The organism is Tritonibacter sp. AK171 (genome assembly GCF_030127025.1).
Taxonomy (GTDB): domain Bacteria; phylum Pseudomonadota; class Alphaproteobacteria; order Rhodobacterales; family Rhodobacteraceae; genus Epibacterium; species Epibacterium mobile.
Genome location: NZ_CP126134.1, coordinates 2,849,892 through 2,875,471, shown reverse-complemented (window position 1 = coordinate 2,875,471; position 25,580 = coordinate 2,849,892). Strand labels below are relative to the sequence as shown.

Annotated in this window: 32 protein-coding genes and 2 tRNA genes; 14 read left to right on the top strand and 20 right to left on the bottom strand. The window is 55.3% G+C overall.

The features are described from left to right. Position 1: 1 nt before the first annotated feature. The 6 genes from QNI81_RS13505 to QNI81_RS13480 form a co-directional block, all read right to left on the bottom strand. On the bottom strand, positions 2 to 742 hold the full coding sequence (locus QNI81_RS13505; protein WP_283966829.1) for a hypothetical protein: 741 nt from the start codon (positions 740 to 742) through the stop codon (positions 2 to 4). Next, on the bottom strand, positions 739 to 1,323 hold the full coding sequence (locus tag QNI81_RS13500) for a hypothetical protein (RefSeq protein WP_283966828.1): 585 nt from the start codon (positions 1,321 to 1,323) through the stop codon (positions 739 to 741). Before QNI81_RS13500 ends, QNI81_RS13505 begins: the two co-directional genes overlap by 4 nt. Before the next feature lie 195 nt (positions 1,324 to 1,518). Then, positions 1,519 to 2,172 (bottom strand): hypothetical protein, encoded by a 654-nt coding sequence (locus QNI81_RS13495; RefSeq protein WP_009178021.1) that lies wholly within the window; start codon positions 2,170 to 2,172, stop codon positions 1,519 to 1,521. Then, positions 2,169 to 2,579, bottom strand: coding sequence for a hypothetical protein (locus QNI81_RS13490; RefSeq protein WP_283966827.1), 411 nt, complete (start codon positions 2,577 to 2,579; stop codon positions 2,169 to 2,171). The genes QNI81_RS13495 and QNI81_RS13490 overlap by 4 nt, the downstream gene beginning before the upstream one ends. A gap of 240 nt (positions 2,580 to 2,819) precedes the next feature. Further along, positions 2,820 to 3,086, bottom strand: a complete 267-nt coding sequence (locus QNI81_RS13485) for a hypothetical protein (RefSeq protein WP_283966826.1) — start codon at positions 3,084 to 3,086, stop codon at positions 2,820 to 2,822. After that, complete coding sequence (locus QNI81_RS13480) at positions 3,083 to 3,406, bottom strand: hypothetical protein (RefSeq protein ID WP_009177885.1); 324 nt, start codon at positions 3,404 to 3,406, stop codon at positions 3,083 to 3,085. Before QNI81_RS13480 ends, QNI81_RS13485 begins: the two co-directional genes overlap by 4 nt. Before the next feature lie 348 nt (positions 3,407 to 3,754). Between QNI81_RS13480 and QNI81_RS13475 the strand changes: the two genes are divergently transcribed. The 4 genes from QNI81_RS13475 (at position 3,755) to QNI81_RS13460 (ending at position 5,585) form a co-directional block, all read left to right on the top strand. Further along, entirely contained in the window at positions 3,755 to 4,327 is a 573-nt protein-coding gene (locus tag QNI81_RS13475) for an XRE family transcriptional regulator (protein ID WP_349636771.1), read from the top strand. A gap of 156 nt (positions 4,328 to 4,483) precedes the next feature. Then, positions 4,484 to 4,765: a hypothetical protein gene (locus QNI81_RS13470; RefSeq protein ID WP_283966824.1), complete on the top strand. Its 282-nt coding sequence runs from the start codon at positions 4,484 to 4,486 to the stop codon at positions 4,763 to 4,765. A gap of 50 nt (positions 4,766 to 4,815) precedes the next feature. Then, positions 4,816 to 5,289 carry a hypothetical protein gene (locus QNI81_RS13465; protein ID WP_283966823.1) on the top strand — a complete coding sequence of 158 codons (474 nt, stop codon included), beginning with the start codon at positions 4,816 to 4,818 and terminating at the stop codon, positions 5,287 to 5,289. A gap of 59 nt (positions 5,290 to 5,348) precedes the next feature. Further along, positions 5,349 to 5,585: a helix-turn-helix domain-containing protein gene (locus QNI81_RS13460; RefSeq protein WP_110365856.1), complete on the top strand. Its 237-nt coding sequence runs from the start codon at positions 5,349 to 5,351 to the stop codon at positions 5,583 to 5,585. Positions 5,586 to 5,803: 218 nt separating this feature from the next. Here the strand turns inward: QNI81_RS13460 and QNI81_RS13455 are convergent, their stop codons facing one another. The 6 genes from QNI81_RS13455 to QNI81_RS13430 all read right to left on the bottom strand — a co-directional run bounded on the left by QNI81_RS13455 (position 5,804) and on the right by QNI81_RS13430 (position 10,010). Continuing rightward, positions 5,804 to 6,454: a hypothetical protein gene (locus tag QNI81_RS13455; protein ID WP_283966822.1), complete on the bottom strand. Its 651-nt coding sequence runs from the start codon at positions 6,452 to 6,454 to the stop codon at positions 5,804 to 5,806. 3 nt (positions 6,455 to 6,457) lie between these two features. After that, positions 6,458 to 6,832, bottom strand: coding sequence for a hypothetical protein (locus QNI81_RS13450; protein WP_283966821.1), 375 nt, complete (start codon positions 6,830 to 6,832; stop codon positions 6,458 to 6,460). A 103-nt stretch (positions 6,833 to 6,935) separates the two neighbouring features. Further along, a complete protein-coding gene (locus QNI81_RS13445) occupies positions 6,936 to 7,703 on the bottom strand; it encodes a TIGR04255 family protein (protein WP_283966820.1) in 768 nt (255 codons plus the stop codon). Positions 7,704 to 8,298: 595 nt separating this feature from the next. After that, positions 8,299 to 9,264, bottom strand: a complete 966-nt coding sequence (locus tag QNI81_RS13440; protein ID WP_283966819.1) for a tyrosine-type recombinase/integrase — start codon at positions 9,262 to 9,264, stop codon at positions 8,299 to 8,301. 149 nt (positions 9,265 to 9,413) lie between these two features. Continuing rightward, a tRNA-Thr gene (locus tag QNI81_RS13435) sits at positions 9,414 to 9,489 on the bottom strand. A gap of 197 nt (positions 9,490 to 9,686) precedes the next feature. Then, positions 9,687 to 10,010: a Hint domain-containing protein gene (locus QNI81_RS13430; RefSeq protein WP_283966818.1), complete on the bottom strand. Its 324-nt coding sequence runs from the start codon at positions 10,008 to 10,010 to the stop codon at positions 9,687 to 9,689. Positions 10,011 to 10,438: 428 nt separating this feature from the next. Between QNI81_RS13430 and QNI81_RS14780 the strand changes: the two genes are divergently transcribed. The 7 genes from QNI81_RS14780 (at position 10,439) to QNI81_RS13400 (ending at position 16,869) form a co-directional block, all read left to right on the top strand. Next, positions 10,439 to 10,708, top strand: coding sequence for a tyrosine-type recombinase/integrase (locus QNI81_RS14780; RefSeq protein WP_502999229.1), 270 nt, complete (start codon positions 10,439 to 10,441; stop codon positions 10,706 to 10,708). A gap of 237 nt (positions 10,709 to 10,945) precedes the next feature. Continuing rightward, complete coding sequence (locus QNI81_RS13425) at positions 10,946 to 12,190, top strand: tyrosine-type recombinase/integrase (protein WP_283966817.1); 1,245 nt, start codon at positions 10,946 to 10,948, stop codon at positions 12,188 to 12,190. Positions 12,191 to 12,288: 98 nt separating this feature from the next. Continuing rightward, positions 12,289 to 14,346, top strand: a complete 2,058-nt coding sequence (locus QNI81_RS13420) for a type VI secretion system Vgr family protein (protein WP_283966816.1) — start codon at positions 12,289 to 12,291, stop codon at positions 14,344 to 14,346. Between the two features lie 9 nt (positions 14,347 to 14,355). After that, positions 14,356 to 15,030 (top strand): hypothetical protein, encoded by a 675-nt coding sequence (locus QNI81_RS13415; protein ID WP_283966815.1) that lies wholly within the window; start codon positions 14,356 to 14,358, stop codon positions 15,028 to 15,030. Beyond that, complete coding sequence (locus tag QNI81_RS13410; RefSeq protein WP_283966814.1) at positions 15,027 to 15,917, top strand: hypothetical protein; 891 nt, start codon at positions 15,027 to 15,029, stop codon at positions 15,915 to 15,917. Before QNI81_RS13415 ends, QNI81_RS13410 begins: the two co-directional genes overlap by 4 nt. Before the next feature lie 11 nt (positions 15,918 to 15,928). Beyond that, the gene (locus tag QNI81_RS13405) at positions 15,929 to 16,570 is read left to right on the top strand and encodes a hypothetical protein (protein ID WP_283966813.1); all 642 of its coding nucleotides are present in this window, start codon (positions 15,929 to 15,931) and stop codon (positions 16,568 to 16,570) included. After that, positions 16,570 to 16,869 carry a PAAR domain-containing protein gene (locus tag QNI81_RS13400; RefSeq protein ID WP_106162346.1) on the top strand — a complete coding sequence of 100 codons (300 nt, stop codon included), beginning with the start codon at positions 16,570 to 16,572 and terminating at the stop codon, positions 16,867 to 16,869. The genes QNI81_RS13405 and QNI81_RS13400 overlap by 1 nt, the downstream gene beginning before the upstream one ends. Before the next feature lie 39 nt (positions 16,870 to 16,908). On the opposite strand, the gene QNI81_RS13395 is transcribed toward QNI81_RS13400, so the two are convergent. The 4 genes from QNI81_RS13395 to QNI81_RS13380 all read right to left on the bottom strand — a co-directional run bounded on the left by QNI81_RS13395 (position 16,909) and on the right by QNI81_RS13380 (position 18,939). Continuing rightward, the gene (locus tag QNI81_RS13395; protein ID WP_283966812.1) at positions 16,909 to 17,139 is read right to left on the bottom strand and encodes a hypothetical protein; all 231 of its coding nucleotides are present in this window, start codon (positions 17,137 to 17,139) and stop codon (positions 16,909 to 16,911) included. Positions 17,140 to 17,167: 28 nt separating this feature from the next. Continuing rightward, positions 17,168 to 18,327 (bottom strand): IS3 family transposase gene (locus tag QNI81_RS13390; RefSeq protein WP_283966292.1). Its coding sequence is split into 2 segments (ribosomal slippage): positions 17,168 to 18,078 and positions 18,078 to 18,327, totalling 1,161 coding nucleotides; the frame shifts between segments, so codons are not numbered across the junction. Between the two features lie 29 nt (positions 18,328 to 18,356). Beyond that, positions 18,357 to 18,608, bottom strand: coding sequence for a UPF0149 family protein (locus QNI81_RS13385; protein WP_283966811.1), 252 nt, complete (start codon positions 18,606 to 18,608; stop codon positions 18,357 to 18,359). A 255-nt stretch (positions 18,609 to 18,863) separates the two neighbouring features. Further along, positions 18,864 to 18,939: transfer RNA gene (locus QNI81_RS13380), tRNA-Lys, on the bottom strand. A gap of 248 nt (positions 18,940 to 19,187) precedes the next feature. Here QNI81_RS13380 and dapF point away from each other — a divergent pair. Genes dapF through QNI81_RS13365 form a run of 3 tightly spaced genes read left to right on the top strand, consistent with a single transcriptional unit; the run spans position 19,188 to position 21,830 of the window. Beyond that, complete coding sequence (gene dapF, locus QNI81_RS13375; RefSeq protein WP_502999495.1) at positions 19,188 to 20,015, top strand: diaminopimelate epimerase; 828 nt, start codon at positions 19,188 to 19,190, stop codon at positions 20,013 to 20,015. Then, positions 20,012 to 21,277, top strand: coding sequence for a tRNA (N(6)-L-threonylcarbamoyladenosine(37)-C(2))-methylthiotransferase MtaB (gene mtaB / locus QNI81_RS13370; protein ID WP_283966809.1), 1,266 nt, complete (start codon positions 20,012 to 20,014; stop codon positions 21,275 to 21,277). The genes dapF and mtaB overlap by 4 nt, the downstream gene beginning before the upstream one ends. A gap of 19 nt (positions 21,278 to 21,296) precedes the next feature. Continuing rightward, positions 21,297 to 21,830 (top strand): chloramphenicol phosphotransferase CPT family protein, encoded by a 534-nt coding sequence (locus QNI81_RS13365; RefSeq protein ID WP_283966808.1) that lies wholly within the window; start codon positions 21,297 to 21,299, stop codon positions 21,828 to 21,830. Between the two features lie 126 nt (positions 21,831 to 21,956). Here QNI81_RS13365 and QNI81_RS13360 read toward each other — a convergent pair whose 3' ends face one another. The 4 genes from QNI81_RS13360 to QNI81_RS13345 all read right to left on the bottom strand — a co-directional run bounded on the left by QNI81_RS13360 (position 21,957) and on the right by QNI81_RS13345 (position 25,496). Beyond that, positions 21,957 to 22,748: a cytochrome c1 gene (locus tag QNI81_RS13360; protein ID WP_283966807.1), complete on the bottom strand. Its 792-nt coding sequence runs from the start codon at positions 22,746 to 22,748 to the stop codon at positions 21,957 to 21,959. Between the two features lie 18 nt (positions 22,749 to 22,766). Then, entirely contained in the window at positions 22,767 to 24,095 is a 1,329-nt protein-coding gene (gene petB / locus QNI81_RS13355) for a cytochrome b (RefSeq protein ID WP_009177381.1), read from the bottom strand. A 13-nt stretch (positions 24,096 to 24,108) separates the two neighbouring features. Continuing rightward, positions 24,109 to 24,669: a ubiquinol-cytochrome c reductase iron-sulfur subunit gene (gene petA, locus QNI81_RS13350; RefSeq protein ID WP_005616636.1), complete on the bottom strand. Its 561-nt coding sequence runs from the start codon at positions 24,667 to 24,669 to the stop codon at positions 24,109 to 24,111. Between the two features lie 224 nt (positions 24,670 to 24,893). Next, positions 24,894 to 25,496, bottom strand: coding sequence for a glutathione S-transferase (locus tag QNI81_RS13345; protein WP_283966806.1), 603 nt, complete (start codon positions 25,494 to 25,496; stop codon positions 24,894 to 24,896). Positions 25,497 to 25,580 lie beyond the last annotated feature (84 nt).

Below are 25,580 nucleotides of genomic sequence, written 5' to 3'. Positions count from 1 at the left end.
CTTACACTGAAACACGAACTATCCGACCCAATGCCCCCACCAAAGCCTGCCGCAGCGCACCGGACGTTTGCCCCCGCACACTCCACCCATGCGCCCGCAGCACTGCGCTGATCGGCTTATCCTCCAGGCACACCATATCCACCAGCCGCCGATCCGTGATGTTCACGCGTGAGCCCCGTTTGGACGGGCGGATCTTGCGCACGGCCATGGCCGTACCAGTGCCGATACCCCTATGGATGCGCTCAATCTCTTCGCGATCTCGCAGCACCGCATCAATGAAGCTGCCACTGCCGCCCCCGCCACTGCGGAGTGCCTCAACAGACGAACACCGGACACCGGCGCAGGCGTGACGCTCCACCAAATCCCGATAGTATCGCCCCGCCGCCACCTGTTCGCGGGTGAACGGCGCGGGCTTGCCGTTGCTGGCCGCCTTGGCTGTCATGACGTCAAACACATCTGCTCTCTGCATGGCCGAGCGGCCACGATAGCCCGAAGGGCGGGCTTTCCAGTCGTTTTCGCCGTCAGGAAACAGGCTCATCGGTTGGAAAACACGAATGGCACCCCGGGCAGGGGCCTCAGGGATGGCATCACCGCAAACCTCGGGCACATGACCACGCGCTTTCACTGCTTCAATGCGGTCCGCCTCTGCCTGCAGGCGCAGTCGGCGTGCCGTCATGAACTTTGCCACAGGGGTCAGATCTGCCACGCCATCAGATGCGACGATCACAACATGCTCGCTCATGCTGCTGCACCCCGCTGCGCCTGGTCTGCAATCTCCCGGCATTTCTGCAGCGCTTCAGACCGCCGCGCGCGAAAGCTCTCATCCTCGATCGACAACCGGTCCCCACGGCCAGCGCGCATCTCGATATCCGCCATCCGGCGCACCGCGCCATCCGCCTCATTGCGGATCTGGGTGATTGTATATGGCCCTGGCCAGACACGCGCACCGCGCAGGTAACGCAGCAACTCCGGTGCCCAGCCCTCAGCAAGTGCCTTATATCCAAGCCCGTCTGCAAAGGCCTTCAACAACAACGGCGAAGGCCCGCTGTCCGGGAACTGGATATCGCGCGCCTTGTTCAGGATCTTGAGCCCAATCGGAAACCGATCCTTATCTTTACCGCCCGGGTGCGCCTCAACCCAATCCCGCAAGATCGCAAGGTTGGCCGGGGTCATATACGCCAGCTTCTGACGCAGCTCACGGAGCATTACCGCAAACTGCGCCTTCGTCAGCGTCGAGGGCCGCGCCAGCCCCAACGCCTCCAGCGGCGTGATCAACAATTCCTGTACGCGCGCCTCACCGGCTGCCTGTTCTTTCGCATCCATTCCTGCACCTCTTCTTCTCAGCGTTCCGACATATCCACAGGCTGCTCGGCCCGAGTGGGAGCGGAACGAAATCTCATTTCATATTCTCTCATTTCATTTCCTCTCTTATGTCTGGAACTGTTCCATTCTGTTCGGAACTGTTCTGGTATGTTCCGTTCTGTTCCGCCCACAGGTGGCCGGATTTCTTCAATGATTTCAGGGAGCGCGGCGTGGACGACCCACAATGCCCTCAGATACGGCCTCTTTGAGAGCACGCCCGATGGAGGCTTGGAACTGCGGCATGCGCCTCTGACCGGGGTGGTGTTTGAGTAGCCAGTCATCCACCCAAGCCACGGCCAGCTCATCGGAACACAGATCCTCGCTGCAGCCGATGTCGCGCAGCACCTCGATCAGCCGTTTGCGCCGTGCATAGACCGCCTTATCTTCATTGCTGGCCTTGTGCTCCAGATGACCGCGCAGCGCGGCCTCCATCACCTCTTGCACCACAGGATGCGCCAGGCGAATTGCGCCATTGTCACAGCGCACCGGGTGCCAGTTATAAAGCGGGTTGAATGCCCGCTCTTTCAGCGAGATCCACCGCTCCAGCGGCAAACCCAGCAGAAAGGCCAAACTGTCGTCATCGCTGGGCAAGGTCCCCAAGGGGGCCTCACCATGCGATTTGAAGAACAGCTCCATACCAAAAAAGCCGACTTCCGGATCGCGGTAGGCCTTGCGCCGAAAATCACTGCGGTCATAGCGATCATGGTTGAACGGCATGAAGTAATGCGAGTCCAACCGACTTTCAGCCGAGATCGGGTATTCCGGCAGATCTGAGGCCTCCACCAGTTTGACCTGCGCAACCTGTGTCATTTGACCCTCACCAGATTACGCGGGCCAACGGCGTCTTTGATCTGATCCAGCGTCTTGGCCATCGAGGACACGCGACAGATGACAGCCTCCAGGCTCTCCACCTCCAATTTCGCGGCCGTCAGGCGTGCCTGCGTGTCCTGCATGAACTTGCGGATTTCATCACCAAGGACGGCCATGTCGTCATTGCTGCCACCCGGCCCAAAGAACTCATCCCGGATGCCGGCGACCCAGCCGGGCATGACGTTCAGCACCTTGGCCACTGTGTCATCGGTTTCGCCACCGCAGTAGCACTGCCGATCATGATCGTAGACCTCGCTCAGGATATCCATGATCTCGCGCTTTTGCACCCGCGTCGGTTCACGCGGGGCCGTTTCGGCAGGTGTTTTCTGCTCTGTTTTTGCTGCCATTTTCTCCACCTTTCTTTTTGCCTCACAGGTGCCGCACCGCAGTCGTTTGCCGATGTAGGACCACCCCAACCGTTGAATTTTGGACACCGCCTGGCCGTGCCCGTCACTGCCATCCCGCCCATGGCGGGCCGCGACCGTGTCTTCGCGCCCGCAGTCATCGCAAATGCAGCGGTAGCGCGGTGCGCCGCGCGCATCTCGAACTGGATCAAGCGCCATAGCGGCCCCCTGTTGCGCCGAACATCAGGCTGCCTCTCCGAACAGAGACGAGAGCTCGCTATCCAGCGCCTCAATCATCAGCGGGCCGTCATCCAGCGCGTTGCTCCGCGCCATTTTGCGATAGGAACCGGCCCAGCCGCGATAACGGCAGATCTGCGAGCAGGTCTGCATCGAGGCCTCGGTAAATTCGGCCATATCCCGCAGGGTGCATTCTCCTGCGCTGTCATGGATCAGCCACCAGATTTGATAGGCGATCCGCTCAATGCGGGGTGAGGATCTCTGCAACATCATGCGGCCCTCGCCAATTGATCCTGGAAGAACGCCGCCGCGCCGGGATCGGTGAGGATCATCAGCAAGGCGGTATGGCTGGCGGGCGCTGTCACCGCACCCCACCAGTTGAGCGCAGTCTGAAACGAGACATCGCAAAACAGCGCCACCTCGCGCGGGCTGTGAAACCGCGCGTGGAAATAGGCCGACCAAAGGTCAGGCGCGCTGATCTTCAGCGCATAAGGGTCCAACTGATTTGACCAAGACGCTTGGTCAGCTGACGTGCCAGGCTGATCGCATGGCACGTCATTATTCACGATCAGGGTTAGACGCGGGCGGCTCATGCGGCGAGATCTCCCTCGCTAGATGGCGGATTATCAGCCATGTACTTACGCAACCTCTCGGCGACGGAAAGCGTGCAGCTTTTCCCGTCCTTCAAGCGGCGATAGAGCCGACTGTTTCCAACCGCGCGACTTGTAACGGTGGCTGGTGCAACGTGCCTTTCAGCCGCATAGCACTCAATTTCAGAAATAAGCTGAGCATTCATCATGTCACTATATAGGGACTATAATCCCCACCACGCAAGGGACAATCATCTCCTATCGATAAAGGAATTGCGGGACTATTGTCTCCACATGCCTTTATCATTCCGAGAAGCGCTCAATGGGGCCATGTCAGCATCTGGGCTATCGATGCGAAAACTGGCCGAAAAGGCTGGGGTTTCGTATGAGCAGCTCAAGAAAATCAACCAGGGCAAAACCCAGAGCACCAATGCTGAAGATGCACTTCGCATAGCTGCCGCTCTTGGCATCTCACTTGAGAGCTTTATGGCTGGTGAATTCGAAGGAACGCCCACCATCGCCATCGCAGGCAAGGTAGGTGCCGGTGCTTCTGTCCCTGTATTTGACGCATATGCAAAGGGCGACGGGCCGCAGGTAATTTGCCCACCAGGACTCTCTCCCAGTGGCGTAGTCGCTGTTGAGGTTGAAGGTGATAGCATGGAGCCTGTGTATTCGGCAGGTGACCTTCTATTTTATTCGCGAAATGGTCATGACAGTGTGCCTAGTGATGTCATCGGGCATCGATGTGTGTGTGAAGATGAAGAAGGCATGGGGTGGGTAAAGCAGGTAAAAGCTGGAGATGAACCCGGCCTTTTCCATCTGATCAGCTTGAACCCAGGCGCGAACAATATCTGGAACACTCGGCTCAAGTGGGCTGCACGCGTTCGCCTACACTGGCCGTCAGACCTCGCCAGAAGGCTCTAAGCTAACTCTCATAGAAATTCTACGCTTCCCGAATCTCCCTTTGAGCAAAGGGGATGGGGCGTCGTGCGCACAATTGCGGGACAAATATCCCCATTTCTCATTGACAGGGAATATTGTCCCCATCTATCAATCTCCCATCAACCGATGGAGGATTGAATGGAAGACAGACTGGAAACTGTGCTGCGGGACGCGCAGCAGATCGCAGGGTCGCCCGAGGAACACCTCGACAGCCCGCACCTGTTCACAACAGCCTGGGCAACATTGAAGGCCGCGCGCGGTCAGGGCTTTGACCCGGCGCGCCTGCGAGCTGCGCATCTGGTCGAGCGCCCGGCGCCGACGCCAGAGCCGACCGAGCAGGTCTTGGAGCGTGTCGGCCACAAGGTGCGCCGCGTCATGGCAGATCGCCAGATCACCCCACACGGCCCCCATGCGGCGTAAGGCGAGGCGCACCCGCAATGACAAACCCTATCTCTCAAGGTTCCGCACCCATGGCGGACGACCCCCACGGGCTCCGCCTGCCTGAGGTCACTGAACACCTGTGCCGCGTTGGAGGATTGCGCGGCGTAGCCAACACCGAGGTTTCGCACTGCTCTCGCGGTGCGGATCAGGCGCGGGCGGCTCAATCCTCCAAGTTGCCCACCGCCCGCGCATCATCCACCGCGATCAACACCCTCGCGCTATACGCCGCGGCGGAGACGCTCAGAGCGACTCCGATGCGCAAGAGGTCCGAACAATTCTCAGACCTCGGCGGGCGCATCACAGCGCCCATGTCAGATGCATGGGGTTATGACGAGGCGCTCTGGCTGGTGGATCTGCTGGGCATTCATAGCACCGGCACATCCCGCCAGGGCGCGCTGAGCGATTGGATCAAGACCGCCTCTGCACGCGTACCCCGCCGCGCCAGCGATGGCCGCCCGGATTGCCCTTACAATGGCCAAGCCCTAGCGCCAGCAACGCGCTGACCACCACTCACGATACAAACCAAAGACATGATTGCTCCCGCAGCAATGAAGGATAGCATATGACCCAACAACTTATCGCGGTTGATGCTGGCGCGCTCAGTGACCTCATTGATCGCCTCACGAAGATCGAAAAGCTGCTTGCATCGGCAGAGCTGTCGCGTCGGGAGGATTGGCTTTCCATTCCCGAGGCTGCGCGCATCTTAAAATGCGACCCGTCAACCATTCGGCGCAAGATCAATAGCGGAGAACTGAAAGCCAGCGGAAGCGGCAAGACCCGCCGTGTTCAGCTCAGCTAATCTGGCCGCGAGTGGAGGCGGAGAGTGCATCTATGGGCCGCAAGCTCAGCTAGTATAGCAACTGACTTTAAATCAGTAGGCTGTAGGTTCGTAGACAGCCATCCCTTGCAGTTTTCTCATTAAAATCAGATTCTTGCTCCACGCTTGGGTTTGAACGGCTTCAATTCCATCCAACACAACAAACTCTAGGGACGTGCCGCTAGCCGAGGCTGGTGAGATCAAGCTGCAATATCATCCAGCACCTCTTGAGCGATCACTTTCGCCCTATCAAAACCAATGGCCCATTCCTCGTAACTGGTCACCGAAGTTCCAACAACCTCCTCGGGTCTAAACCGTCTTGATTGTCCATTGTTAATAACAGCATCAATGTGATTTTGACTGGCTCCAGCATCCATCATCGCTTGCATGATCTGATCTTGCCACTGCTTATCTTCATCGCGTGTGGGCCAAGTTTCTTCGTCTAAAGGCTCGAAGCCTAGAGTCCGAAACAGCGCCAGGACGAAGGTGGCGCAGGTGAGGCCCTTGCCGGCTGGTGCTTCCAATAACTCGCCACTCTCGTCATCAAAAATCATTCCATTCGCGTCGAAACCGTAGGGAATACTGGGTTTTGAGTTGGCGATGGCAGAGGCGTAGGCAGCTACAACAAGCTGGTTCTCAAATTCGAGACCGGCTGGTGCACACAAATAGTCCGGCTTCAGCTTCTCATCGCGTAGATCGTAATGGAAGGCCAAGTGTAGCATACGGATCTCGCCACTATCGAGACGGTATAAGACGCCGCAGTGGTTTTGGTCGCCGGCAATGTTTTTTATAGCGAGGCCAAGGAAATGATGCTCCTCTAGCGAATTATCAGCACCACCGACTACAGGCATTCGTCAGACCAGACCTTTCATGAGCTGTACGCCGTTTTTTCCTCGTCTATCGAGTTCAGCCTGCACATCTCTAGCAAAACGCTTCCAATTGGAGATGCGATTACGAACTGGAAAAGATGATCTTACAAAAGCAAGCATAGTTTCATTTGACATACCGTCCAAATTTGCACTGCCAATCACTTTACTCAGAAGGCCAAATTTACCCCTCGCAATCAGCCCATTGATCCCTTGAATGCAGCTCGTCAAGTTTGCCACACTTGGCTGCTCAAGCTCACCGGAGTTGAGTGCTGCAGATAGCCAACTGAGATCAACTGGTTGTTCATCCACGTCGATGAACCCAACTGTCGTCGAATCGGATGTGCCACCAATATCTGGCACAAGCGAATCTGGCGTCCCGGGCGTCCGATCAAGCAAATCAAGAAAATGGCAGTCTAGCTGCTTTTGAACCAGAAAATAGCGCCCAACTTGGCCTCGAACGAACTCACGGATCAGTTGGTTCGAGCTGATCGTGTAGTCGGTCGGTGATGAACCATCGGAATGCATTTCCTGCGGCTTGGTTATATGATCCGAGTAAGTTAGTTGCACGTTCTACTCCCTCCACTTGGTCGTCAAGAAAGAAATCTGAGTCCACTTTAAACATCGGCGCCTCATTTGGGCTGGGAAAGTGCAGCCCAGTACGTACGACGACCTTACCCTCATTGAGCTTAATTAGAGTAGTAGATGATTGCTCACCAATATCCGAAAGCGAAACATCGTTGTCCGCCAGCAAACCGAGCGCTGGGGTTCTAAGCAGTTCGGACCAGCTAGCATCCTCCAACCCGATCTCACACTTGTCTATAACATTGACATATCTTAGGCCAACTCGGGTAAAATGCGGTACGTCATAGCTGGCCATGAGTGCACTCATTGCAGTGTGAAGAACCGCATGAAAGGCTTCCCAGCGCTCATAGGCTTGCGTTTTTACCGCCAAAAAGTCGCTGCACAGGGAGACTATATATTTTTTATCGCCCGTAGAGAAATCATACACTTGTCTGTGGCTCATCGGCGTAGGGCTCTGAGAGCCTCTCGAAAAAGAAAGCCTGACTTCTTCTCTCGAATCCACGATTGGAAAGTCTTTACCGATTGCCGTTTGAAATTCGGAAGGCACTTCACGATCAAGCAGCAAAAGGCGTGGAAAGCGTAGCTGGCACACGACCTCGACCAACGGATTCCGTCCGTATACAACTCTTGGTCGTTCTGGGAATTCCATAGTCCGAGTTCCTGCCTGCTTGGAAGTCTAGCACACGATTGGTCCAATCTGACCTTGATTCTTACATATTGACGAGTCGGCGTAAAGAAATCATCGCTTCTCCTAACAGTGCGGTTCTCATGTTGCTAGCAAGTATGGGTGTCCCGCAATCGCGTTTAAGCAATCCTCTGAGCGCTATCCAAGCCTACTCCACCATGGCGAGACGGGCCTAAGCATCCGTTATCCCGATGAAACGCAGGCTAAACATGCACTTGCCCTCAAGCTGGACCATTTTTGCAGGGCTGAATTCCTGACTATCGGCAAGCCCAATTTTTCGCGGGCGCAGCGAATGCCTCATTAGACGGGCAGCGCCGCAGCAAGGGAGCTCTCCCCAAGTACCGGGATGAGCTGGCAGCGCTGGTCAGCTATGAGGAGGCCCGGCTAATGCGTGGGTCGGGTGCCTGCGCTAAGCTGACCATTAAACAGAGCGTAGTATCGGTACATTTGCAGTACTCTTAAATATTAGGATCACCAGTCGGCGTGCAAACAGATGCCGATTGCCTGTGACCACAACCGCTAGCTTTTCGCGATCTTTGATCGATGAAACAACCGTCGATCATTGATCAAGCCGCTTCGCCAGGTCTTCGGCGCTCTCGTTGTAGTAGGTAAGAAGTTGGTTCACGTTACGATGGCCGACCATCCGCGCCAAATCCATCACATCGAGTTTCTTGGCGAGCTGCGTGATCGCCCAATGCCGTGAATCATGAAACGTGAGCCCCTCAACCGCGGCTCTATCCCTCACCTTGCGCCACAAAACGTCCAGTTGCCGCGAGTCGAGTGCGAACACGGGATCAGATTCTGGTAAACTCCCCAGCATCTCCACGGCGCGGCGTGAAAGCGGAACCTGGCGTGAGGTTCCGTTCTTGGTCATGGGCAGATCCACAACCCGGCGTTCAAGGTCGATATGCTCCCACTTCATGCCGACGATTTCACCGGCACGCATTGCTGTTTCTCCGGCAAACAAAAATGCGTGAAACGCGCGTGACGTCGCATTGCTGAGGTCATTGCCTGCGGAGAGCTCAAGCCGTTCCAGCTCCGCGTTCGTCGGCAAGCGATCCCGCACAGCTGACTCTTGCGGCTTGCGCACATCGGTCAGAGGTGAATCTCCCATCAATCCCCACTCCCGCCGAGCCACGGAGAACACAGACCCCATGAGGGTCATTTCTCTCCGCACTGTCGAGGACGCCACCTTTTGCAACCGGGCGTCACGCCACGCGGCGAAATCTGCAGGCGAGAGTTCGGAGAGGCTCTTGTCGCCAAGATCAGATTGACCCCATCGGTTCAAGCGGAGCGCTTCCCATTTATATCCGCGCTTCTTCGAGCTCACCTCACGGGCGTACCGCTCAAAGAGGTCGCGCAGCTTCATCTTGGCGGAGATCTTCGACCCGTTCAGGATCTCATATTCCTTGCGGCTGGCCCAATCTTGCGCTTCTCTCTTTGAGGGAAAGACCTTGCTGGCGCGCACTCCTGCTCTTGCTACCTCGGCCCGCCAGCCTGTCTTGGTTTTGCGAAACGTCGCCATGAATTACGCACCACGCTCTAAATGCGGAAAATATGCGTAACAACATGCGCATTTTTACGCTTCATAGGCAAGCGGCAGCCGCATCCCCTAGCACATAACCCATATTTTGCAGATATTTGAGTGAGCCTGACCACCATCAAAAGAGTGGGTGGTGCCTCAAGAGGGACTCGAACCCCCGACCTTGTCCTTACGAAGGACCTGCTCTACCAGCTGAGCTATTGAGGCGAAGCGAAAGCTGATCTACCCGCTGCCCGCAGATCAATCAAGATGAAATCGATGCCTGAGCCACCATCGAGGCTGAATGCACAATAGGGAGATGTGCTCGTGTGCCAAGGGCAAGGTTGGTGGTCCGCAGTTGAAGCGCCAACCCTGTTCACCTGTGGATCTGAAAGAAGGGGCAAGCCATGGCCTGTTGCCCTCGATCAGAATGCGTAGTTGAGGAGTGCTTTGCGGTTTTTTCTGTGTCGCTCGATCAGTTTTTTCTGCTGGCTGCCGCAGGGAATTGTTCGAGCAGCTTTTGGAATCTTAGAAGATGTAGTCAAGCCGGGAAACAACGCGTCGATCTCGACGCGGGCGGCTTCATCCAACAGATGCACTGCCATTGGCCCGCAATAGAAGCTCTCTGTTGGGGGGCCGTCTGCAAAGTTCACTTCATGTTGATCCATCACAAAATGTAAATATGTAACCGGGTCATCAGTGTCTTGCACAAAAATTCCAGGAAGCGCCGTCAGCCGTTTGGCCGACACAAGAATGTCCTCTCTGCTGAACATGCGCTTGGCGAGCAGACAATCCGGCCCGAGCGACAAAGCCTTACCGCACGTCCGGCACGGGCTTTCACTCTTGGGAAGAGAAGGAAATAGCGCGCTTCTTTGCAGTCCATAAACCGGGCAGCCTCGCTCACCTCGCGGTGACCTTGATGCTCTATATAGGCGTAGCACGCGTTGATGCTGTGCAACTGGGACCTGATAATCTGAAAGATGGCAGAATCGAATACCGTCGCCAAAAGACGTCTCGATCTGGTGGTACTAAGGTCAGCATCCCGGTGCACACAGATTTAGCTGAGGTCTTGATGGCTTTACCAAGCGACCGAACCTTTTTGGCGACATCTTCTGGAAAGAGCCGTGCAGCTGCGGGGCTAGGGAACGCAATGCGGCGCTGGTGAAATGAAGCGGAGTTGCCCGCGTGTAGCTCCCACGGGCTGCGTAAAGCCTGCGCTCGGCGGCTGGCAGAAGCTGGCGCAACGACACACGAAATCGCGTCAGTAACCGGCCACAAGACATTGGCGCTGGTTCAACTCTACACCGAAGCCGCTGGCCGGGAAGATCTGGCCACGTCAGCAATGGAAAAACTCATCGCGAGGTCCAATGGCCAGCAAAACTTGACGAACCATGACGAAAAGTTCGTCAACGCAACGCCTACCCCCCCCCTGAAAGGAGATATGTAATGGTGAGGAGTGGTGAGCCGTGCAGGATTCGAACCTGCGACCCACTGATTAAAAGTTTGAAATTAGTGCTCTTCCACGCTTTGCTATATAGCGCCACAATGCACCATAACATGTTGATTTTGCTTGTTAATGCTTGAAGGTCTGGCGGCCTAATGTACTTTGTTTTGACACACAATGGCATGCACGGTGGTAGCTGGGTGGTTGCTACAGCGCATTGCGAAGAGTCAAAGGCTTCCAATGAAACTAACCAAACGCAGAATTGATACAGCTGAGTATGATCCCGCTAAACCGACCTACCTGTGGGATGACAGCTTAGCTGGGTTTGGCGTGAAAGTCCTACAATCGGGCAAAAAACGCTACATATATAAGTACCGTACTCACGGAGGCGGGCGGCGCGCCCAAACGCGGTGGATGACGATTGGCAACTATGGCGCAATCCCACTGGAAACAGCCCGTAACATCGCTTTGGAATGTGCGGCCATGGTCGCGCGGGGAGAGGACCCGCAAAGCGACAAGATCAAGAAACGTAAAGCGCCTTCGCTTGTCGACCTCTGGGATCGCTTCGAAGAGTCTGACATGAAGCGGCTCAAGCCTGCGACGATCAGAGATTATCGTTCGCTCTGGAAGAACATTCTGGAACCAGCCCTCGGCAAGCGGCGCGTTGCTGATATCGCACGTGCGGATGTCGACCGCTTGCACAGGTCTATGAGTGATACGCCCTACCAAGCCAACCGTTCAATCGCTGTTCTGTCGAAGATGATGACCCTTGCAGAAATCTGGGAATGGCGGGATCAGGGCACCAACCCATGCCGTTATGTAACCCGCCATCGTGAAGGTAAGCGTGAGCGTTACTTGTCAACGGAAGAACTGGAAAGACTTGGTGCCGCTCTGACAAACCTTGTCGACTTGGGGCTTCTTTGGCCTGATATGGCAAACCTGTTTCGCCTACTGTTGCTTGTTGGTGCAAGGCGCAGTGAAATCTCAAACTGTGAATGGAACTGGATTTATTGGGAACGCCGTATCATCGCTCTTCCCGACAGCAAGACAGGTGCAAAGCCACTGTTCTTGAGCGATGAGGCGATTACCGTACTCGAAAACCAAAGGATCACGAGCCGCCACCAATCGTCCAAATTTGTGTTTCCGGGTGCAAAAGCAGACAAAGCCATTGTCAACGTGTCTAAGCCTTGGAAGCTGATCTGCGAAGAGGCGGAGCTTGAGAACTTACGCATTCATGACTTGCGTCACACAGCTGCAAGCATTGCCGTTGGCCAAGGTGTCGCGCTTCCCATCATTGGGGCTTGCTGGGACATACACAAACGCAAACAACAGCGCGCTACGCACATGTTGACGCCGACCCAGCGCTTAAGGCTGCGAATGCCATTGGCCAAGCTATTGGTGCAGCTATTAAGTAGCAGCTGTGCTTCACGCGCGGGTTGCCCAACCTGCAACGGTGATCGGTGTCGTAGTATCACTCCGATGTGATTGCACCATCGTGATTTTCCCCACAGGTAGGGATTTGCCGCCCTTGATCCTTAAGGCGAGACCGATATGCTCTCGTTCAACTTCAAGGGTTGTGTTTTATGAATGTATTTACTCAGGATGCCCGGCTCGGGCGTCTGACGACTGTGCTGGGATCCGACGCGCTTGTGCTTTTGCGGATGGATGGCACGGAGGAGCTTTCGGGGGATTTCGAGTGGCGGGTTGAAGCGCTCTCAACCCAGAACACCCTCGATCTCAGCGCTCTTCTTGGAACCCATGCCACCGTTGAAATCAATCATGCTCAGGGCGTGCGGGCCTTTGATGGGATCGTCTGCGAAGCGGAGCAACGCGGTGCTTTTGAGAACGGGTTTCGCTATGATCTGACCTTACGCCCCTGGCTGCATGTGGCCAGCTTGCGGCGCAACATGCGGATCTTCCACAACAAAACCGTCATCGAGATTGTGCAAGAGGTGCTCAGCTCCTACGCGGCCCTCGGCAACCCTCACCTTGAGCTGCGGGTGATGGATGACTACCCGGTTCTGGAATACACCGTCCAATACGGCGAGTCGGATGCGGATTTCATCCGCCGCCAGTTGGAGCGCTTTGGTATCACATGGTCGTGGCGGCACGAGGCAGGATCACACACGCTCTTGCTCACCGATGCAGCGATCAGCCTGCCCGAGGTACCGGGATCCTCGCGCCCGTATTTTGGTGTCGCAGGCTATCACCGGCACGAGAAGGAGCATTTCCGCCATTGGTCCGCGACCGAGCGGATCACCACCGGCGCGGTGCGGCTGACGGAGTATAATTTCAAGATCCCCACATCGGCGCAGGAAGTGGACCAGCTCTCTGATGCGTCTCATCCAAGCGGCGATATCGAAAGTTATGACTGGCCGGGCGACTACCTCAACCAAGGCGAAGGTCGGGGTGTGGTCTCGCGCCGCCTTGAGGCCGAGCGCGGTCAGGCCCCGCGCCACCGGGCCGAGGGCGATGTGGTCTCTTTGGGGGCGGGTTGGCGCGTCACACTGGCCGGGGATGACGTTCCCAATGCGACGGGGCGCACATTCGTATGCCTCAAGGCCACCCATCGGTTCAGGGCGCAGGCCTATGGGTCCGGGAGCGCGGGAGCGGATGACGCACCATATGACGGGGCCTATGTGCTGATCCCTGATGATGCGCCGTTTCGCCCCGAGCGCCGCACAGCAGGGCCACGCGTGCAGGGGCCAGAAACCGCAGTTGTGGTTGGCGAAGGCGAGATCGATTGTGATGAACACGGTCGCATTTTGTGCCGCTTTCACTGGGATCTCGACGGCACGCACAGCATGCGAGTTCGGGTTAGCCAGAACTGGGCGTCGAAGGGTTGGGGTGGAATGGTCATCCCCCGCATTGGCATGGAGGTCATCGTTGAGCATCTGCGAGGTGACCCAGACAAGCCGATTGTCACTGGCTGTGTATATAACGGCAAGAACCGGCCGCCTTACGAGCTCCCAGAGCATAAGACACGCTCAACATTCAAGACTGATACTCATCAAGGGAAAGGTTTCAACGAGCTACGTTTCGAAGATCAGACGGGCAAAGAAGAGATATTTATTCACGCTGAAAGAGATCGAAACGAAAAAATTCGCCATAACCATACCGAACGGATTGACAATAACTGGGTCCAATCTGTTGGGCGAAGTAAGGTTACTGAAGTTTCTCACGACGCAGTTCAACAGATTGGTGGGTCGGCGCAAATTACTGTCGGAGCAATCAGCAAAGGAAAGTTGATAAGGCCCGAATTCACGAAAGACCCCGAGGGTATAAAGGGTATCGCTTCAGAACTTGATGCGGCAGATACCCTATCAACCGAACCTGGCCGATTTACATTAAAAGTAGAAAAGTCTGTTAATATTTCGACAGGTGGATCGTTTGTTGAGACCGTCGAAACAGAGAAGCGAATTTCTTCAAATGATCGAGTTGCGATTGGCTCCACCAACCTAACTGAAATAAGTTCAGCAGATGTTGTGTCGGTGTATGCGGGAAAAGAGTTCTCCATTGTTTGCGGGGCAGCTAACTTACGCTTCACTGACGATGGGAAGATAACAATAAATGGTACAAGCATTGATTTAACCGCTTTGAACGATGTCAAAATCAAAGCTGGCAAAATTGATTTGAATTAGGGTGTCGATTTGACTGTACTTCGTACTATCAACCATTTGTTTGTGAGTTTTGGCTGGGAAGCCGTGGTGTCTACACGTGGTATGCTAACACATTACCAGCCGTGGAGCGGCGACGCACGCATCAGCCCGCAGGCGATGTCCGAGGCAGCAGCTAGCGTAGAGGATAGCCCAACTCTATCTGTCGACGATGGACTGACCAATGTGATCCCAAATGCAACAGCTTCTGCCGTGCCTACTTCAAATCCGATGGCGGCTCTTATCAACAAGTATGGGAAATGGGGTATTAGAGCACTCGAGCAAGAGGGGTATTCAAGGCGTACTATTAATAGCGTAGGCCAACATTTGAGGCGACTTGGCCGAAATTCTGGTGGTATGGGTGAAGTGTTAGGCATTTGGGATCAACTGGCCACATCTGGCGCGTTTGAGTTTCGCAAGTCGACAGATGTAGCGAGGTTCACACACCGCTTATCCAGTTCGGCTATGCTCCAATCCTGTTCTGATATCAATCACTATATCTCCAAAGCCCAACCCTTCTATACCGACGTAGAAAAGTTCACGATCGCTCTTGCGATGTCTATATCTGGCATGCCCGAACGTGAAAGTGGAAAGTTCGCAATCGCGTTTGCGTTTGATCAAAATGCCATCCCAGTCTTGGAAGAAACCGATAGGTACTTCAACTCATGAGATACACCTTAATTCGCAACATTATACAGGTTGTGACCTTCTCAGCGATACTAGTGACCGTTAGGCCATCTGACGCATATTCCGAAACAGAGAGTGTTTCGACACTGGAGCAACAGCTATATATTGCCATCGATAACCCTGAATACAGAGAGGCGCACAGGGAAGAAATTCAAGCATCTATAAAGGATTACAAGCCTAAAAATGAAGCGAGTGACCTATCTGTTGCATATTATTCGTTTGCAGTCGCTGATTTGGATAGTGCACAATCATTTTGCCAAAACTTCAATGCGTTACAGGGTGACTTTAAACACTTTGGAGAGGAGGATCTTCTAAATTGCTTTAGGGCTGTATTTGAAGGGTTGGTTGAGAAGGAAAAGTCAGGGATAGTTTCCCTATCTGAAATGGAGTTGGCTCTTCTTTATGATGAGGTCTATCTATCTAGTGGAGATGAAAATCTCTTGGATGTTGATACCCTTCAGTTCTTCTCCTTTGAGCGAGCAACTGTGATGGCATCGGAAGACCCGAAACTACTTGATGATCCACGAGTGATGATTCCTGTTGTGAACTCCGATGTTTGTAGCGGTGCTCATATCGCCCCCAATAAATCAATTCCCGCTTCTTCTCTTTGCTACGATCCGGTGCAATACGAGAAGGAAGTTAACTCAGATGAGTCTGGCCAGTTTATTTTCGTTCGTGAAGCCCTGAAAGCTTGCAGTACACTTCCGAGATTGGAAGGATTTCGTTGTATTCCAAGACTTCAGGAGCAATTTAAGCCTTATGGGAGATGCACTTTACCTGTTCATCTCATGAGGGGCGACCCCATGGATAGTCTCGATGACATTCGCAATGAGATTGCTGCCTGCTATGAGCGGAATTTGAAACCCTAATAGGAGTTCGCATGAATTTTATATACCAAACATCTTTATTTGATGATGGTGAGACAACGGCTCCAATGATATGGTCTATTATACATAACAGTGCCAACACTCAGTTTAACACTCAGGGCTCCGAGCCTAGAATAACGAATGGGGATGCGCTGGATGCCTTCGATATGATAGCTATGAAAAAACTTGTGAATTTTGATGCTCAGAAATGGCAAGTGTTTTGTGAGAATGTTGGGATGACTGTTTACGGCGCGGTAGCTCTTTCGTGGTGTAAAGGAGCGCAAATTGAGAATGTGTGGAGCAGTTGGAGAGCTTCTGCTTTCCCACTCAAGCCCACTCCTGAGTTTGAACGTCCAGCACGTTTTATTAATCCATCATTGCTCCCTAATACAAACAGCCTTGCCGAAATAGCAGAGGCGGGTAACAATAAAAGCCTACCTATTTGCGCCATGATCGCGGCGCTCAAAGGGCCGCTAAACTTCGATTTGCCTTATGAGCTCCTACGCACTTCACCTCCACAAATAGCCAGTTTTCTAAGGTCGCGCATGCTTCGGAGTGATATACGCCAAGTAAACGACAGCAGCTTGATAGAGATTTGGTCGCAAACAATTAAAGATACTGAATATGATGTCGGCGAGGAAGAGGGGAGTAAATAATGCCGAAAGCAACTCGACTAGGCGACATCGGATCCGGACACGGATGCCATTTCCCGCCGACCCCATCGACGGGAGCCTCTCCTGACGTGTACGTGAACGGAATCGCGGTTGTTCGTCAAGGTGATGCCTATGCAGACCATGGGTGCGGTGTTTGTCCGGCTCCGGCTCACGGGCGGAATTTGTCGGGGGGCTCAGGATCAGTTTTTGTGAACGGGAAACCTGCTGGTCGTGTGGGCGATGCAATCTCTTGCGGGGGCGCGGCTGACGCAGGTTCTTCAGACGTGAGCTTTGGCGACTGAAAAATACAAAGCCTGCCGCGCCCTCTTCGGGCCGTTCGGTCAAAAATACGCGCTGCGCATGCAGTTGTTGTACCACTTTGCCCGAATGGCATTGTCGCGCTTCTGAGTGATCATAGCGCGTGTCTCTTCAACGTCTTTGGCTGTTGTATCGCCGCCGGTCAACCTTGCGCCAGCGACCATTGCTATCGCCACCTTAGCGCGGTTGTTGAAGTCGGAAAATTCCACCTCATACTGCCCAAACATGAAGTATCCTGAAATCGGGTCCAGCATGCTGACCTGCCCCCCACTGGTCCCTCGTTCATGACGAGAGTCTGCGGGTTTGATTTTGGTAGTCGTCGGTTTCGGGCTTGGCAAGCGCGCCGGGCGCGGAGCCCTCAAATTGCTCAAGCGTCCGGCGCGCTTCGGCCGGTGTTTTGTTCCCGAGCGATGAGTGCGGCCTGACGGTGTTGTAATCGTAACGCCAGAGCGCCAGCTTCCGGCGGGCGTCGTCCAGGGTGTCAAATATCTCCTCGTTCAGCAGTTCGTCGCGCAGGCTGCCGTTGACTGACTCGATAAAGGCGTTCTGCTGCGGCTTCCCTGGGTCGATATAGTGCCACGGAATTGCGTTCTGATCGGCCCACCTCAGAATGGCCCGGCTCGTGAACTCTGTCCCGTTGTCGCTGACTATGCATCCGGGTTTACCGTAGATCCGCACCAGCGCATCCAGCTCACGCGCAACACGCGCGCCGGAGATGCTGGTGTCAGCAATCAGGCACAGGTTTTCGCGGCTGCAATCGTCTATCACTGCCAGGATGCGGAATTTCCGGGATGCCCCGAAGCTGTCAGCCAGGAAGTCCAGAGACCAGCGCGCATTGGGACACGCAGCCTCCGGCATCGGGGAGCGCGTTCCACGGGACCGCTTGCGGCCGCGCCGCCGCTTCACTGACAGCCCTTCTTCCCGGTAGAGCCGATACAGTTTTTTGTGGTTCATTCTCATGCCCTTGCGCTCAAGCAACACGCCAATCCGGCGGTAGCCGAACCGGCGCCGCTTTCCGGCGATCTGCTGCATCTCATTGCGGATCTCAGGGCAGTCCGGCGGGCGTTCGCGCCGGACTGTCTTTGGGTCGACACCGACAAGCCGGCAGGCCCGGCGCTGCGAGATGCCGTGATCCCGCATCGCCCTGAGCGCTGCCTCTCGCCGCTTGGTCAGCGTCGTCAGTTCTTTCCCAGAAGATCCTTCAGAACCACATTGTCCAGCATCGTATCGGCCAGCAGCCGCTTCAGCTTGGCGTTCTCGTCCTCCAGCGCCTTCAGCCTCGCGGCCTCCGACACCTCCATGCCGCCGTACTTGGACTTCAGCTTGTAGAACGTTGCAGGGCTGAGCCCGTGCCTGCGGCACACCTCCGTCGTTGGTATGCCTGCCTCTTGCTCCTTGATCATCCCGATGATCTGCGCCTCGGTAAAACGGCTCTTCCGCATTCGTCTGCTCCTTAAGGGTTGGGCAGACTCTACATCATGGTGAGGGATTTCGCGGGGGGCAGGTCAATCGTTTCGTCGGCGGCCTTCTGGTTAGGGAAGTCTGGTTCGCCGGTCACGCCCCAAATATGAGGCAGCCATTCCGAGGGCGCGATAATGTCGCTGCAGGCAAGAATGCCGGTCACGTAGCCGTCAAGTTCGCTAAGCGACATAGGCATGTTTTCGACAGGCAGAGCTTGTAGCAATACATTGAGGTGATCGAGCGCTTGATCCGACTGATCCATGAGGCTTATCCCGGCGATGCAAGGACATTTCTAGCTACAGGTCTGCTAGTTCGCACTAACGTAAATTCGGTGAGCCGTGCGCGGCCTCCACGCCCACCAAAATCCGGCAAGCCAATGATAAAGCCGCTTAATTTACCTGCTGCTCAAAACACGGAATACCACAAGGCACCACATTTTTTCATGCAAGGTGGTAGCTAGGTGGTTGCTATAAACAAAAAATGGGAAGCTGCGATGTCGCTAACCCATTGAAAAGAGTGGTGAGCCGTGCAGGATTCGAACCTGCGACCCACTGATTAAAAGTCAGTTGCTCTACCAACTGAGCTAACGGCCCACTCTCTGTTCAGAAGCTTTTGATCGCCTCTGCGGATTGCCCTTAAAGCTGATTAATCCAGAAGGATCAAGCGCTTATTTTGGGCTGAAACTCTGCAACCTTGCTGGCTGTGTCGTTCCGATAGGGGGGGCTTCTACGGTCAAGCCCGCAGAGGGTCAACCCCCTTTTCAAAGTTTTCTACGCTATCTCTGGATTCATTTTCACATGAAGTCTATATGCGGCTCATGACCTCCCTAGGATCCGATCATATGTTGACGTTCATGAAGATGCATGGGCTTGGAAACGACTTTGTCGTTATTGATGCCCGTACGCAGGATATCCAGATCACTCCGGCTATGGCCAAGGGAATCGCGCATCGTCAGCTTGGCATGGGATTCGATCAGCTTGCGGTGATCTTTGCTGCCAAAGAGGGTGCGTCGGCCGACGCGCATCTGGTTTTCTATAACGCAGATGGTTCCACGTCTGCGGCCTGCGGCAATGCGACTCGCTGTATCGCGCGGTATTTGATGGATCAAAGCGGCAAAGATGCGCTCAACCTGACCACCGACCGAGGTGAGCTGGCCGCAAAGGATGCAGGAAACGGCCTGACATCGGTGAATATGGGGGCGCCGCAGCTGTTGTGGGATGAGATCCCCCTGTCCGAAGAGATGGACACGTTGGAACTCCCGATTGAGGGCGCGCCTACGGCAACTGGTATGGGCAACCCGCATTGCACGTTTTTCGTTGAAGACGCCGAGCTTATTCCGCTGGAGGAGTTTGGCCCACGCTACGAACACCACCCTCTTTATCCTGAGCGCACCAATGTGCAGGTTGCTCATGTGGTGGGGCCGGATCATCTGCGTATGCGTGTCTGGGAGCGCGGTGTGGGGGTGACGCTGGCGTCGGGGTCTTCGTCATGCGCGACAGCGGTTGCTGCGGCGCGCAAGGGGCTTACAGGGCGCAAGGTGCAGATTGACCTAGATGGTGGGACGCTTTGGATCGACTGGCGCGAGGACGGCGTCTGGATGACGGGGCCGACCATGCATGTGGCGGATGGCAGCTTCACCCGTCAGTTCGTTGAAAGCCTCACCCAGTGAGCGGTGCGCCGAAATTCACCACCCTTGGCTGTCGTCTCAATGCCTATGAGACCGAAGCCATGAAGGAGCTGAGCCGTCAGGCGGGTCTTGAGAACGCCGTGGTCGTGAATACATGCGCAGTCACTGCAGAAGCTGTGCGCAAAGCCCGTCAGGAAATTCGCAAGTTGAGCCGGGATAATCCCGATGCGCCGATCATTGTCACGGGCTGCGCCGCGCAGACTGAACCCGAGACATTCGCCGCGATGAGCGAGGTCACGCAGGTGATCGGCAATACCGAGAAGATGCAGCCCGAAACCTGGCGACGCATGGCGAAAGGCCCCGATTTTATCGGCACCACAGAAAAAGTTTTGGTGGATGACATCATGTCGGTGACGGAAACCGCAAGCCACCTGATCGATGGGTTTGGTACGCGTTCGCGGGCCTATGTGCAGGTGCAAAACGGCTGCGATCACCGGTGTACTTTCTGTATTATTCCCTACGGCCGTGGTAATTCGCGTTCGGTTCCAGCGGGCGTAGTGGTCGATCAGATCAAACGACTGGTGGATAAGGGTTACAACGAGGTTGTGCTGACCGGGGTCGACCTGACCAGTTGGGGGGCAGACCTGCCCGCAACGCCCAAACTCGGCGATCTGGTGATGCGAATCCTGAAGCTGGTGCCGGATCTGCCACGTCTGCGTATCTCTTCCATCGATTCGATCGAGGTGGATGAAAATCTGATGCAGGCGATTGCCACCGAGCCGCGCCTCATGCCGCATCTGCACCTCAGCCTGCAGCATGGTGATGATCTTATTCTAAAGCGGATGAAGCGTCGGCACCTGCGTGATGATGCGATTCGCTTCGCCGAAGACGCACGCAAACTGCGCCCAGAGATGACCTTTGGCGCCGACATCATCGCGGGCTTCCCGACCGAGACTGAAGCGCATTTTGAGAATTCGCTCAAACTCGTGACCGAATGCGACCTCACTTGGCTGCATGTGTTCCCCTACTCTAAACGTGAGGGCACGCCTGCCGCCAAAATCCCGTCGCAGGTCAACGGCAACGTAATCAAGGATCGCGCGGCCCGTCTTCGTGCCAAAGGGGACGCACAGGTGGCAAAACACCTTTCTCAGCAGCTGGGGCGCCATCATAACGTCTTGATGGAAAATCCAAACATGGGGCGTACTGAGCAATTCACCGAGGTGAGTTTTGCCACCCCACAAATCGAAGGTGCGCTGATACAGACCCGTATTACCGGCATACAGGGCACACAACTTACCGCCTGACCTCATAAAGGACGACCACATGGCCTTGATCTTGTTTCTTCACGGCCCGTCCAGCAGCGGTAAATCTACGCTTGCCGCCGCAATTCGCGAGGCATCAGACCGGCCCTATCTGCATCTTTCAATTGACCACCTGCGCGACAGCGGGGCGTGGGAACCTTCTGCTTACCCAGATTGGAAAACCGCGCGGCCGAGATTCTTCTCGGGCTTTCACCGCGCCATTGCCGGCTTTGCCGATGCGGGCAATGATCTGATCGTCGAACATATCCTCGACACCCCTGGTTGGCATGCAGAGTTGCAGGCTTTATTGGCCTCGCACAATGTGCTGTTCATCGGCTTGATGGCCCCTCTCGCAACCCTGAAGGCCCGAGAAACCGCGCGAGGAGATCGCCCCGCTGGAAGCGCCGCGCAGGACTATACACATGTCCATAACGGCCTCTCGTATGATATCTCGGACAGTACCCAGCCTCTGAAAACCAGCGTTGAGACCATTCTTTCGATGACCAAAAATCCGCCCATGCCGTCACGATTTTTTGCTGAGGCCAATCTCTTCTAACGCCAATTATCCCGGGGTGAATGCGCCACAGGCGCAGAGGGACTGGCCCCTCACGACCTCCTTGATAAAAAAAGCCCCCGTATCATCTGATACGAGGGCTTCTTGATCTTGTTAGGAGGAGACCTCTCAGGAGGTCTTCTTGCCCTTGTGCGGGGCCCACAGACGCTTGTTGGTCAGATACAACAACACCGACAATACCGTCAGGAACAGCACGCCGATGAAACCAGCCTGTTTCCGGGCCATCATCTTGGGTTCTGCTGTCCACATCAGGAAAGCAGAGACGTCTTTTGACAGGCTTTCCAGATCATTCTCATGACCGTCGATGAACTCGACCTGTTCATCCGCCAGGGGCGGCGCCATGGAAATCCAACCGCCCGCAAAGGCTGTGTTCTCATAGAAAGTTGTGCCTGCTTCGACCTTGGTCTCGCCAGTGTAACCCGTCATCAGCGACGCGATGTATTCTGCACCGCCCATGCCTTTGAACAATTGGTTCAGACCCAGACCATAGGGGCCGTGGAAGCCTGCACGGGCCTTTGCCATCAGGCTCAGGTCTGGTGCACCCAGAGAGGTGTTGGCCGGGAAGTGATCGACCGGCGTCGCCGGGCGGAAATCGTCCAGCGCTGCGTCGAACACCTCGAAATTGTCCGCCGCGTACGCGCGCACCTGATCCTCGGGGATGCCGGGGCCGCTTTCGTCTGACAGTGTACGGATCGGGACCTGTTTCAGACCATGACATGCAGCGCAGACTTCGGTGAAGACCTGAAGGCCACGCTGAAGCTGGTTCTGATCATAGGTGCCAAACGGACCCTCGAACGAGAAGGCGAAGTCTTCGATGTGACCCTCACCCCCAGCCGCGAATGATGCGGCTGGGACGAGTGCCAAAGCGAAAGCAGCACCGGTTACAAATTTCTTGAACATTGGTAGCTGTCCTTCTTCTTATTCAGCAGGAGTAGCTTCGGATTTCTTGCCGTAATGGGCATTGAAATCGTCTTCGATGGTTGCGGGGATCGCTTCGGGCTTCTCGATCACACCCAAGAGCGGCAGGATCACGAGGAAGTACCCGAACCAATAGGCAGAAGCGATCAGCGAGAAGGACGCATAAGGCTCTTCCGCAGGCATCGCACCCAGCCACATCAGGGCGAAGAAGTCGATGACCAGCAGCAGGAACCACCACTTGAACTGCGGGCGGTATTTGCCCGAGCGCACGCGAGAGGTATCAAGCCACGGTGCCAGCGCCATAACAGCAATCGCACCAAACATCGCCAGAACACCGAAGAATTTCGCATCGATGATACCGCCGGTCACAAAGGACGCGATCTGCACAACCCAGACCTCAGAGGTGAAGGCCCGCAGGATCGCGTAGAAGGGCAGGAAGTACCATTCCGGAACGATGTGCGCAGGAGTCTGCAGCGGGTTGGCTTCGATGTAGTTGTCCGGGTGACCAAGGTAGTTCGGCATGAAGCCGACGATGGCCCAGAAGATCACCAATACCACCGCGAGGCCAAGGAAATCCTTGATCACGAAGTAGGGCCAGAACGGCAGGGTGTCTTTCTTGGCTTCTTCCTTGGAGCCGCGACGTACCTCAACACCAGTGGGGTTGTTGTTGCCCGTGGTGTGGAAGGCCCAAATGTGAACGATCACAAGGGCGGCAATCACGAAGGGCAGCAGATAGTGCAGCGAGAAGAAGCGGTTCAGAGTTGCGTTATCAACCGCAGGTCCACCCAGAAGCCAAGTCTGGATTGGCTCGCCAATGAATGGGATCGCGCCAAAGAGGCCGGTGATCACGGTTGCACCCCAGAAGGACATCTGTCCCCAAGGCAGAACGTAACCCATGAAGGCAGTGCCCATCATCATCAGATAGATCAGCATGCCCACAATCCACGTGATTTCACGCGGGGCCTTGTAAGAGCCGTAGAACAGGCCGCGGAAGATGTGGATGTAAACCGCCACAAAGAACAGCGAAGCGCCGTTGGCGTGCAGATATCGAATCATATAGCCGCCATTCACGTTGCGCATGATGTGCTCAACGGAGGCAAAAGCCAGATCTACGTGGGGCGTATAATGCATCACCAGAACAATGCCGGTAACGATTTGCAGCGCCAGACAGAAGGCGAGCACAATACCCCAGATCCACCACCAGTTCAGGTTCTTTGGGGTGGGGATCATAATGGTGTCATAGACGAGGCCAACGATGGGCAGGCGGCTGTGCAGCCACTTTTCCGGGCCTGTCTTGGGTTCGTAATGGTCGTGCGGAATTCCTGACATGCGTGCGACCCCCTTATCCTAGCTTGATGGTGGTTTCGTCGGTGAACTCAGCCACCGGGATGTGCAGGTTCTGCGGTGCGGGACCTTTGCGGATACGGCCTGCGGTGTCGTAGTGCGAACCATGGCATGGGCAGAACCAGCCATTAAATTCACCGGCACCATCGCCAAGCGGTACACAGCCGAGGTGGGTACAGACACCCATCATCACCAGCCATTCGCCGTTCTCGTCAAGAGTACGGTTTTCATCTGAAGCATCGGTGCCGGGTTTGTTGGGGTTCTCCGAGGACGAGTCGATCAGTTCCTGCATCTCGACTGCGCGCGCTTCGTCAATTTCTTCCTGCGTGCGGCGGCGAATGAACACCGGTTTGCCGAGGAACATGACAGAGATTTGTGTGCCGACGTCAACGCCTGAAATGTCCACAAGGATGGAGGACAGGGCCTGAACGTCAGCCGAGGGATTCATCTGGTTGACCAGTGGCCAAACGGCGGCACCCGCGGTGACTGCCCCTGCGCCAGCTGTGGCGTAGTAGAGGAAATCTCTCCGGGTTCCTTCGTGGTCTTCTGCGTGGGACACGAGTTTTCTCCAAGTTTCAGCGCCCGTTTAGGGCAAACATGCGCTTACACCGCAATAAACGCGGTGACTCAGCCGCGTGTCTAGCGATGCAAACCGGGTTCGTCTAGCGGTCAAAGCAGCGCAGGCCCGCCTGAGTGTTGCATTCTTTCACAGAACTGTTGCACTGCTGCGCCTTCGCCTCCTATCTGGCCCACCCTCCTTTAAAACGAAGTGAACTCTTTGCTTCAGGTTGCGTCAGGTCGAGTTGCCTGCATTGAGGGCCGTATTTCAAAGGTCTCAAACCACTTTGCCAGCTGGGGCGATGCATTTCGCCAGCCCGCATCAGGGTGTCGGAAATCCACATAAGCCAGAGCTGCGGCAATGGCCAATTGACCAATATTTATGGGTCCCGACAGCAATGGCATCCAACGAGTCTCGATTGCGGCACAGGCTCCGACCACCTTGCTCAACTGCCCCTCAAGCCACGCGTCCCATTGTTTCTCAGCGGGGCGCAGGCGTTTTTCATAGGACATGGAAACTGCCGCATCCATGATGCCATCCGCCGTGGCCTCCAGAACTTTCATGTCCCAGCCACCGCGGTAAAGCACCCCGCCTGCACGCGCGTCTAAAAATTCGCATATGACCCGGCTGTCATAAAGCGTCGGGCCGCCTTCGCGGATTAAGGCCGGGATTTTTGCCAGCGGGTTACTGGCTGCCAGCGCCGAATCTGGCCCGGTCACAGAGGTGCTGACGGGCAGCAATTCCACATCATCCATCTGGCCAGTTTCATGCAGTACCAACACGACTTTGCGCACAAAGGGCGAGGCGGGCGAATAATAGAGCTTCATCTCACTGGATCTCCCTGATTGGTGCAACTCTAGCGCGAGGTGTGCAATGAGGGAAATGGGCTATCATAAAAAATGAAGCAGAGC

Bases quoted from the DNA above. Each gene is read 5' to 3' on its own strand.
- QNI81_RS13505 (WP_283966829.1), bottom strand. From the start codon at position 742: ATGAGCGAGCATGTTGTGATCGTCGCATCTGATGGCGTGGCAGATCTG.
- QNI81_RS13500 (WP_283966828.1), bottom strand. From the start codon at position 1,323: ATGGATGCGAAAGAACAGGCAGCCGGTGAGGCGCGCGTACAGGAATTG.
- QNI81_RS13495 (WP_009178021.1), bottom strand. From the start codon at position 2,172: ATGACACAGGTTGCGCAGGTCAAACTGGTGGAGGCCTCAGATCTGCCG.
- QNI81_RS13490 (WP_283966827.1), bottom strand. From the start codon at position 2,579: ATGGCAGCAAAAACAGAGCAGAAAACACCTGCCGAAACGGCCCCGCGT.
- QNI81_RS13485 (WP_283966826.1), bottom strand. From the start codon at position 3,086: ATGATGTTGCAGAGATCCTCACCCCGCATTGAGCGGATCGCCTATCAA.
- QNI81_RS13480 (WP_009177885.1), bottom strand. From the start codon at position 3,406: ATGAGCCGCCCGCGTCTAACCCTGATCGTGAATAATGACGTGCCATGC.
- QNI81_RS13475 (WP_349636771.1), top strand. From the start codon at position 3,755: ATGCGAAAACTGGCCGAAAAGGCTGGGGTTTCGTATGAGCAGCTCAAG.
- QNI81_RS13470 (WP_283966824.1), top strand. From the start codon at position 4,484: ATGGAAGACAGACTGGAAACTGTGCTGCGGGACGCGCAGCAGATCGCA.
- QNI81_RS13465 (WP_283966823.1), top strand. From the start codon at position 4,816: ATGGCGGACGACCCCCACGGGCTCCGCCTGCCTGAGGTCACTGAACAC.
- QNI81_RS13460 (WP_110365856.1), top strand. From the start codon at position 5,349: ATGACCCAACAACTTATCGCGGTTGATGCTGGCGCGCTCAGTGACCTC.
- QNI81_RS13455 (WP_283966822.1), bottom strand. From the start codon at position 6,454: ATGCCTGTAGTCGGTGGTGCTGATAATTCGCTAGAGGAGCATCATTTC.
- QNI81_RS13445 (WP_283966820.1), bottom strand. From the start codon at position 7,703: ATGGAATTCCCAGAACGACCAAGAGTTGTATACGGACGGAATCCGTTG.
- QNI81_RS13440 (WP_283966819.1), bottom strand. From the start codon at position 9,264: ATGGCGACGTTTCGCAAAACCAAGACAGGCTGGCGGGCCGAGGTAGCA.
- QNI81_RS13425 (WP_283966817.1), top strand. From the start codon at position 10,946: ATGAAACTAACCAAACGCAGAATTGATACAGCTGAGTATGATCCCGCT.
- QNI81_RS13420 (WP_283966816.1), top strand. From the start codon at position 12,289: ATGAATGTATTTACTCAGGATGCCCGGCTCGGGCGTCTGACGACTGTG.
- QNI81_RS13410 (WP_283966814.1), top strand. From the start codon at position 15,027: ATGAGATACACCTTAATTCGCAACATTATACAGGTTGTGACCTTCTCA.
- QNI81_RS13405 (WP_283966813.1), top strand. From the start codon at position 15,929: ATGAATTTTATATACCAAACATCTTTATTTGATGATGGTGAGACAACG.
- QNI81_RS13400 (WP_106162346.1), top strand. From the start codon at position 16,570: ATGCCGAAAGCAACTCGACTAGGCGACATCGGATCCGGACACGGATGC.
- QNI81_RS13395 (WP_283966812.1), bottom strand. From the start codon at position 17,139: ATGCTGGACCCGATTTCAGGATACTTCATGTTTGGGCAGTATGAGGTG.
- QNI81_RS13385 (WP_283966811.1), bottom strand. From the start codon at position 18,608: ATGGATCAGTCGGATCAAGCGCTCGATCACCTCAATGTATTGCTACAA.
- dapF (WP_502999495.1), top strand. From the start codon at position 19,188: ATGTTGACGTTCATGAAGATGCATGGGCTTGGAAACGACTTTGTCGTT.
- QNI81_RS13365 (WP_283966808.1), top strand. From the start codon at position 21,297: ATGGCCTTGATCTTGTTTCTTCACGGCCCGTCCAGCAGCGGTAAATCT.
- QNI81_RS13360 (WP_283966807.1), bottom strand. From the start codon at position 22,748: ATGTTCAAGAAATTTGTAACCGGTGCTGCTTTCGCTTTGGCACTCGTC.
- petB (WP_009177381.1), bottom strand. From the start codon at position 24,095: ATGTCAGGAATTCCGCACGACCATTACGAACCCAAGACAGGCCCGGAA.
- QNI81_RS13345 (WP_283966806.1), bottom strand. From the start codon at position 25,496: ATGAAGCTCTATTATTCGCCCGCCTCGCCCTTTGTGCGCAAAGTCGTG.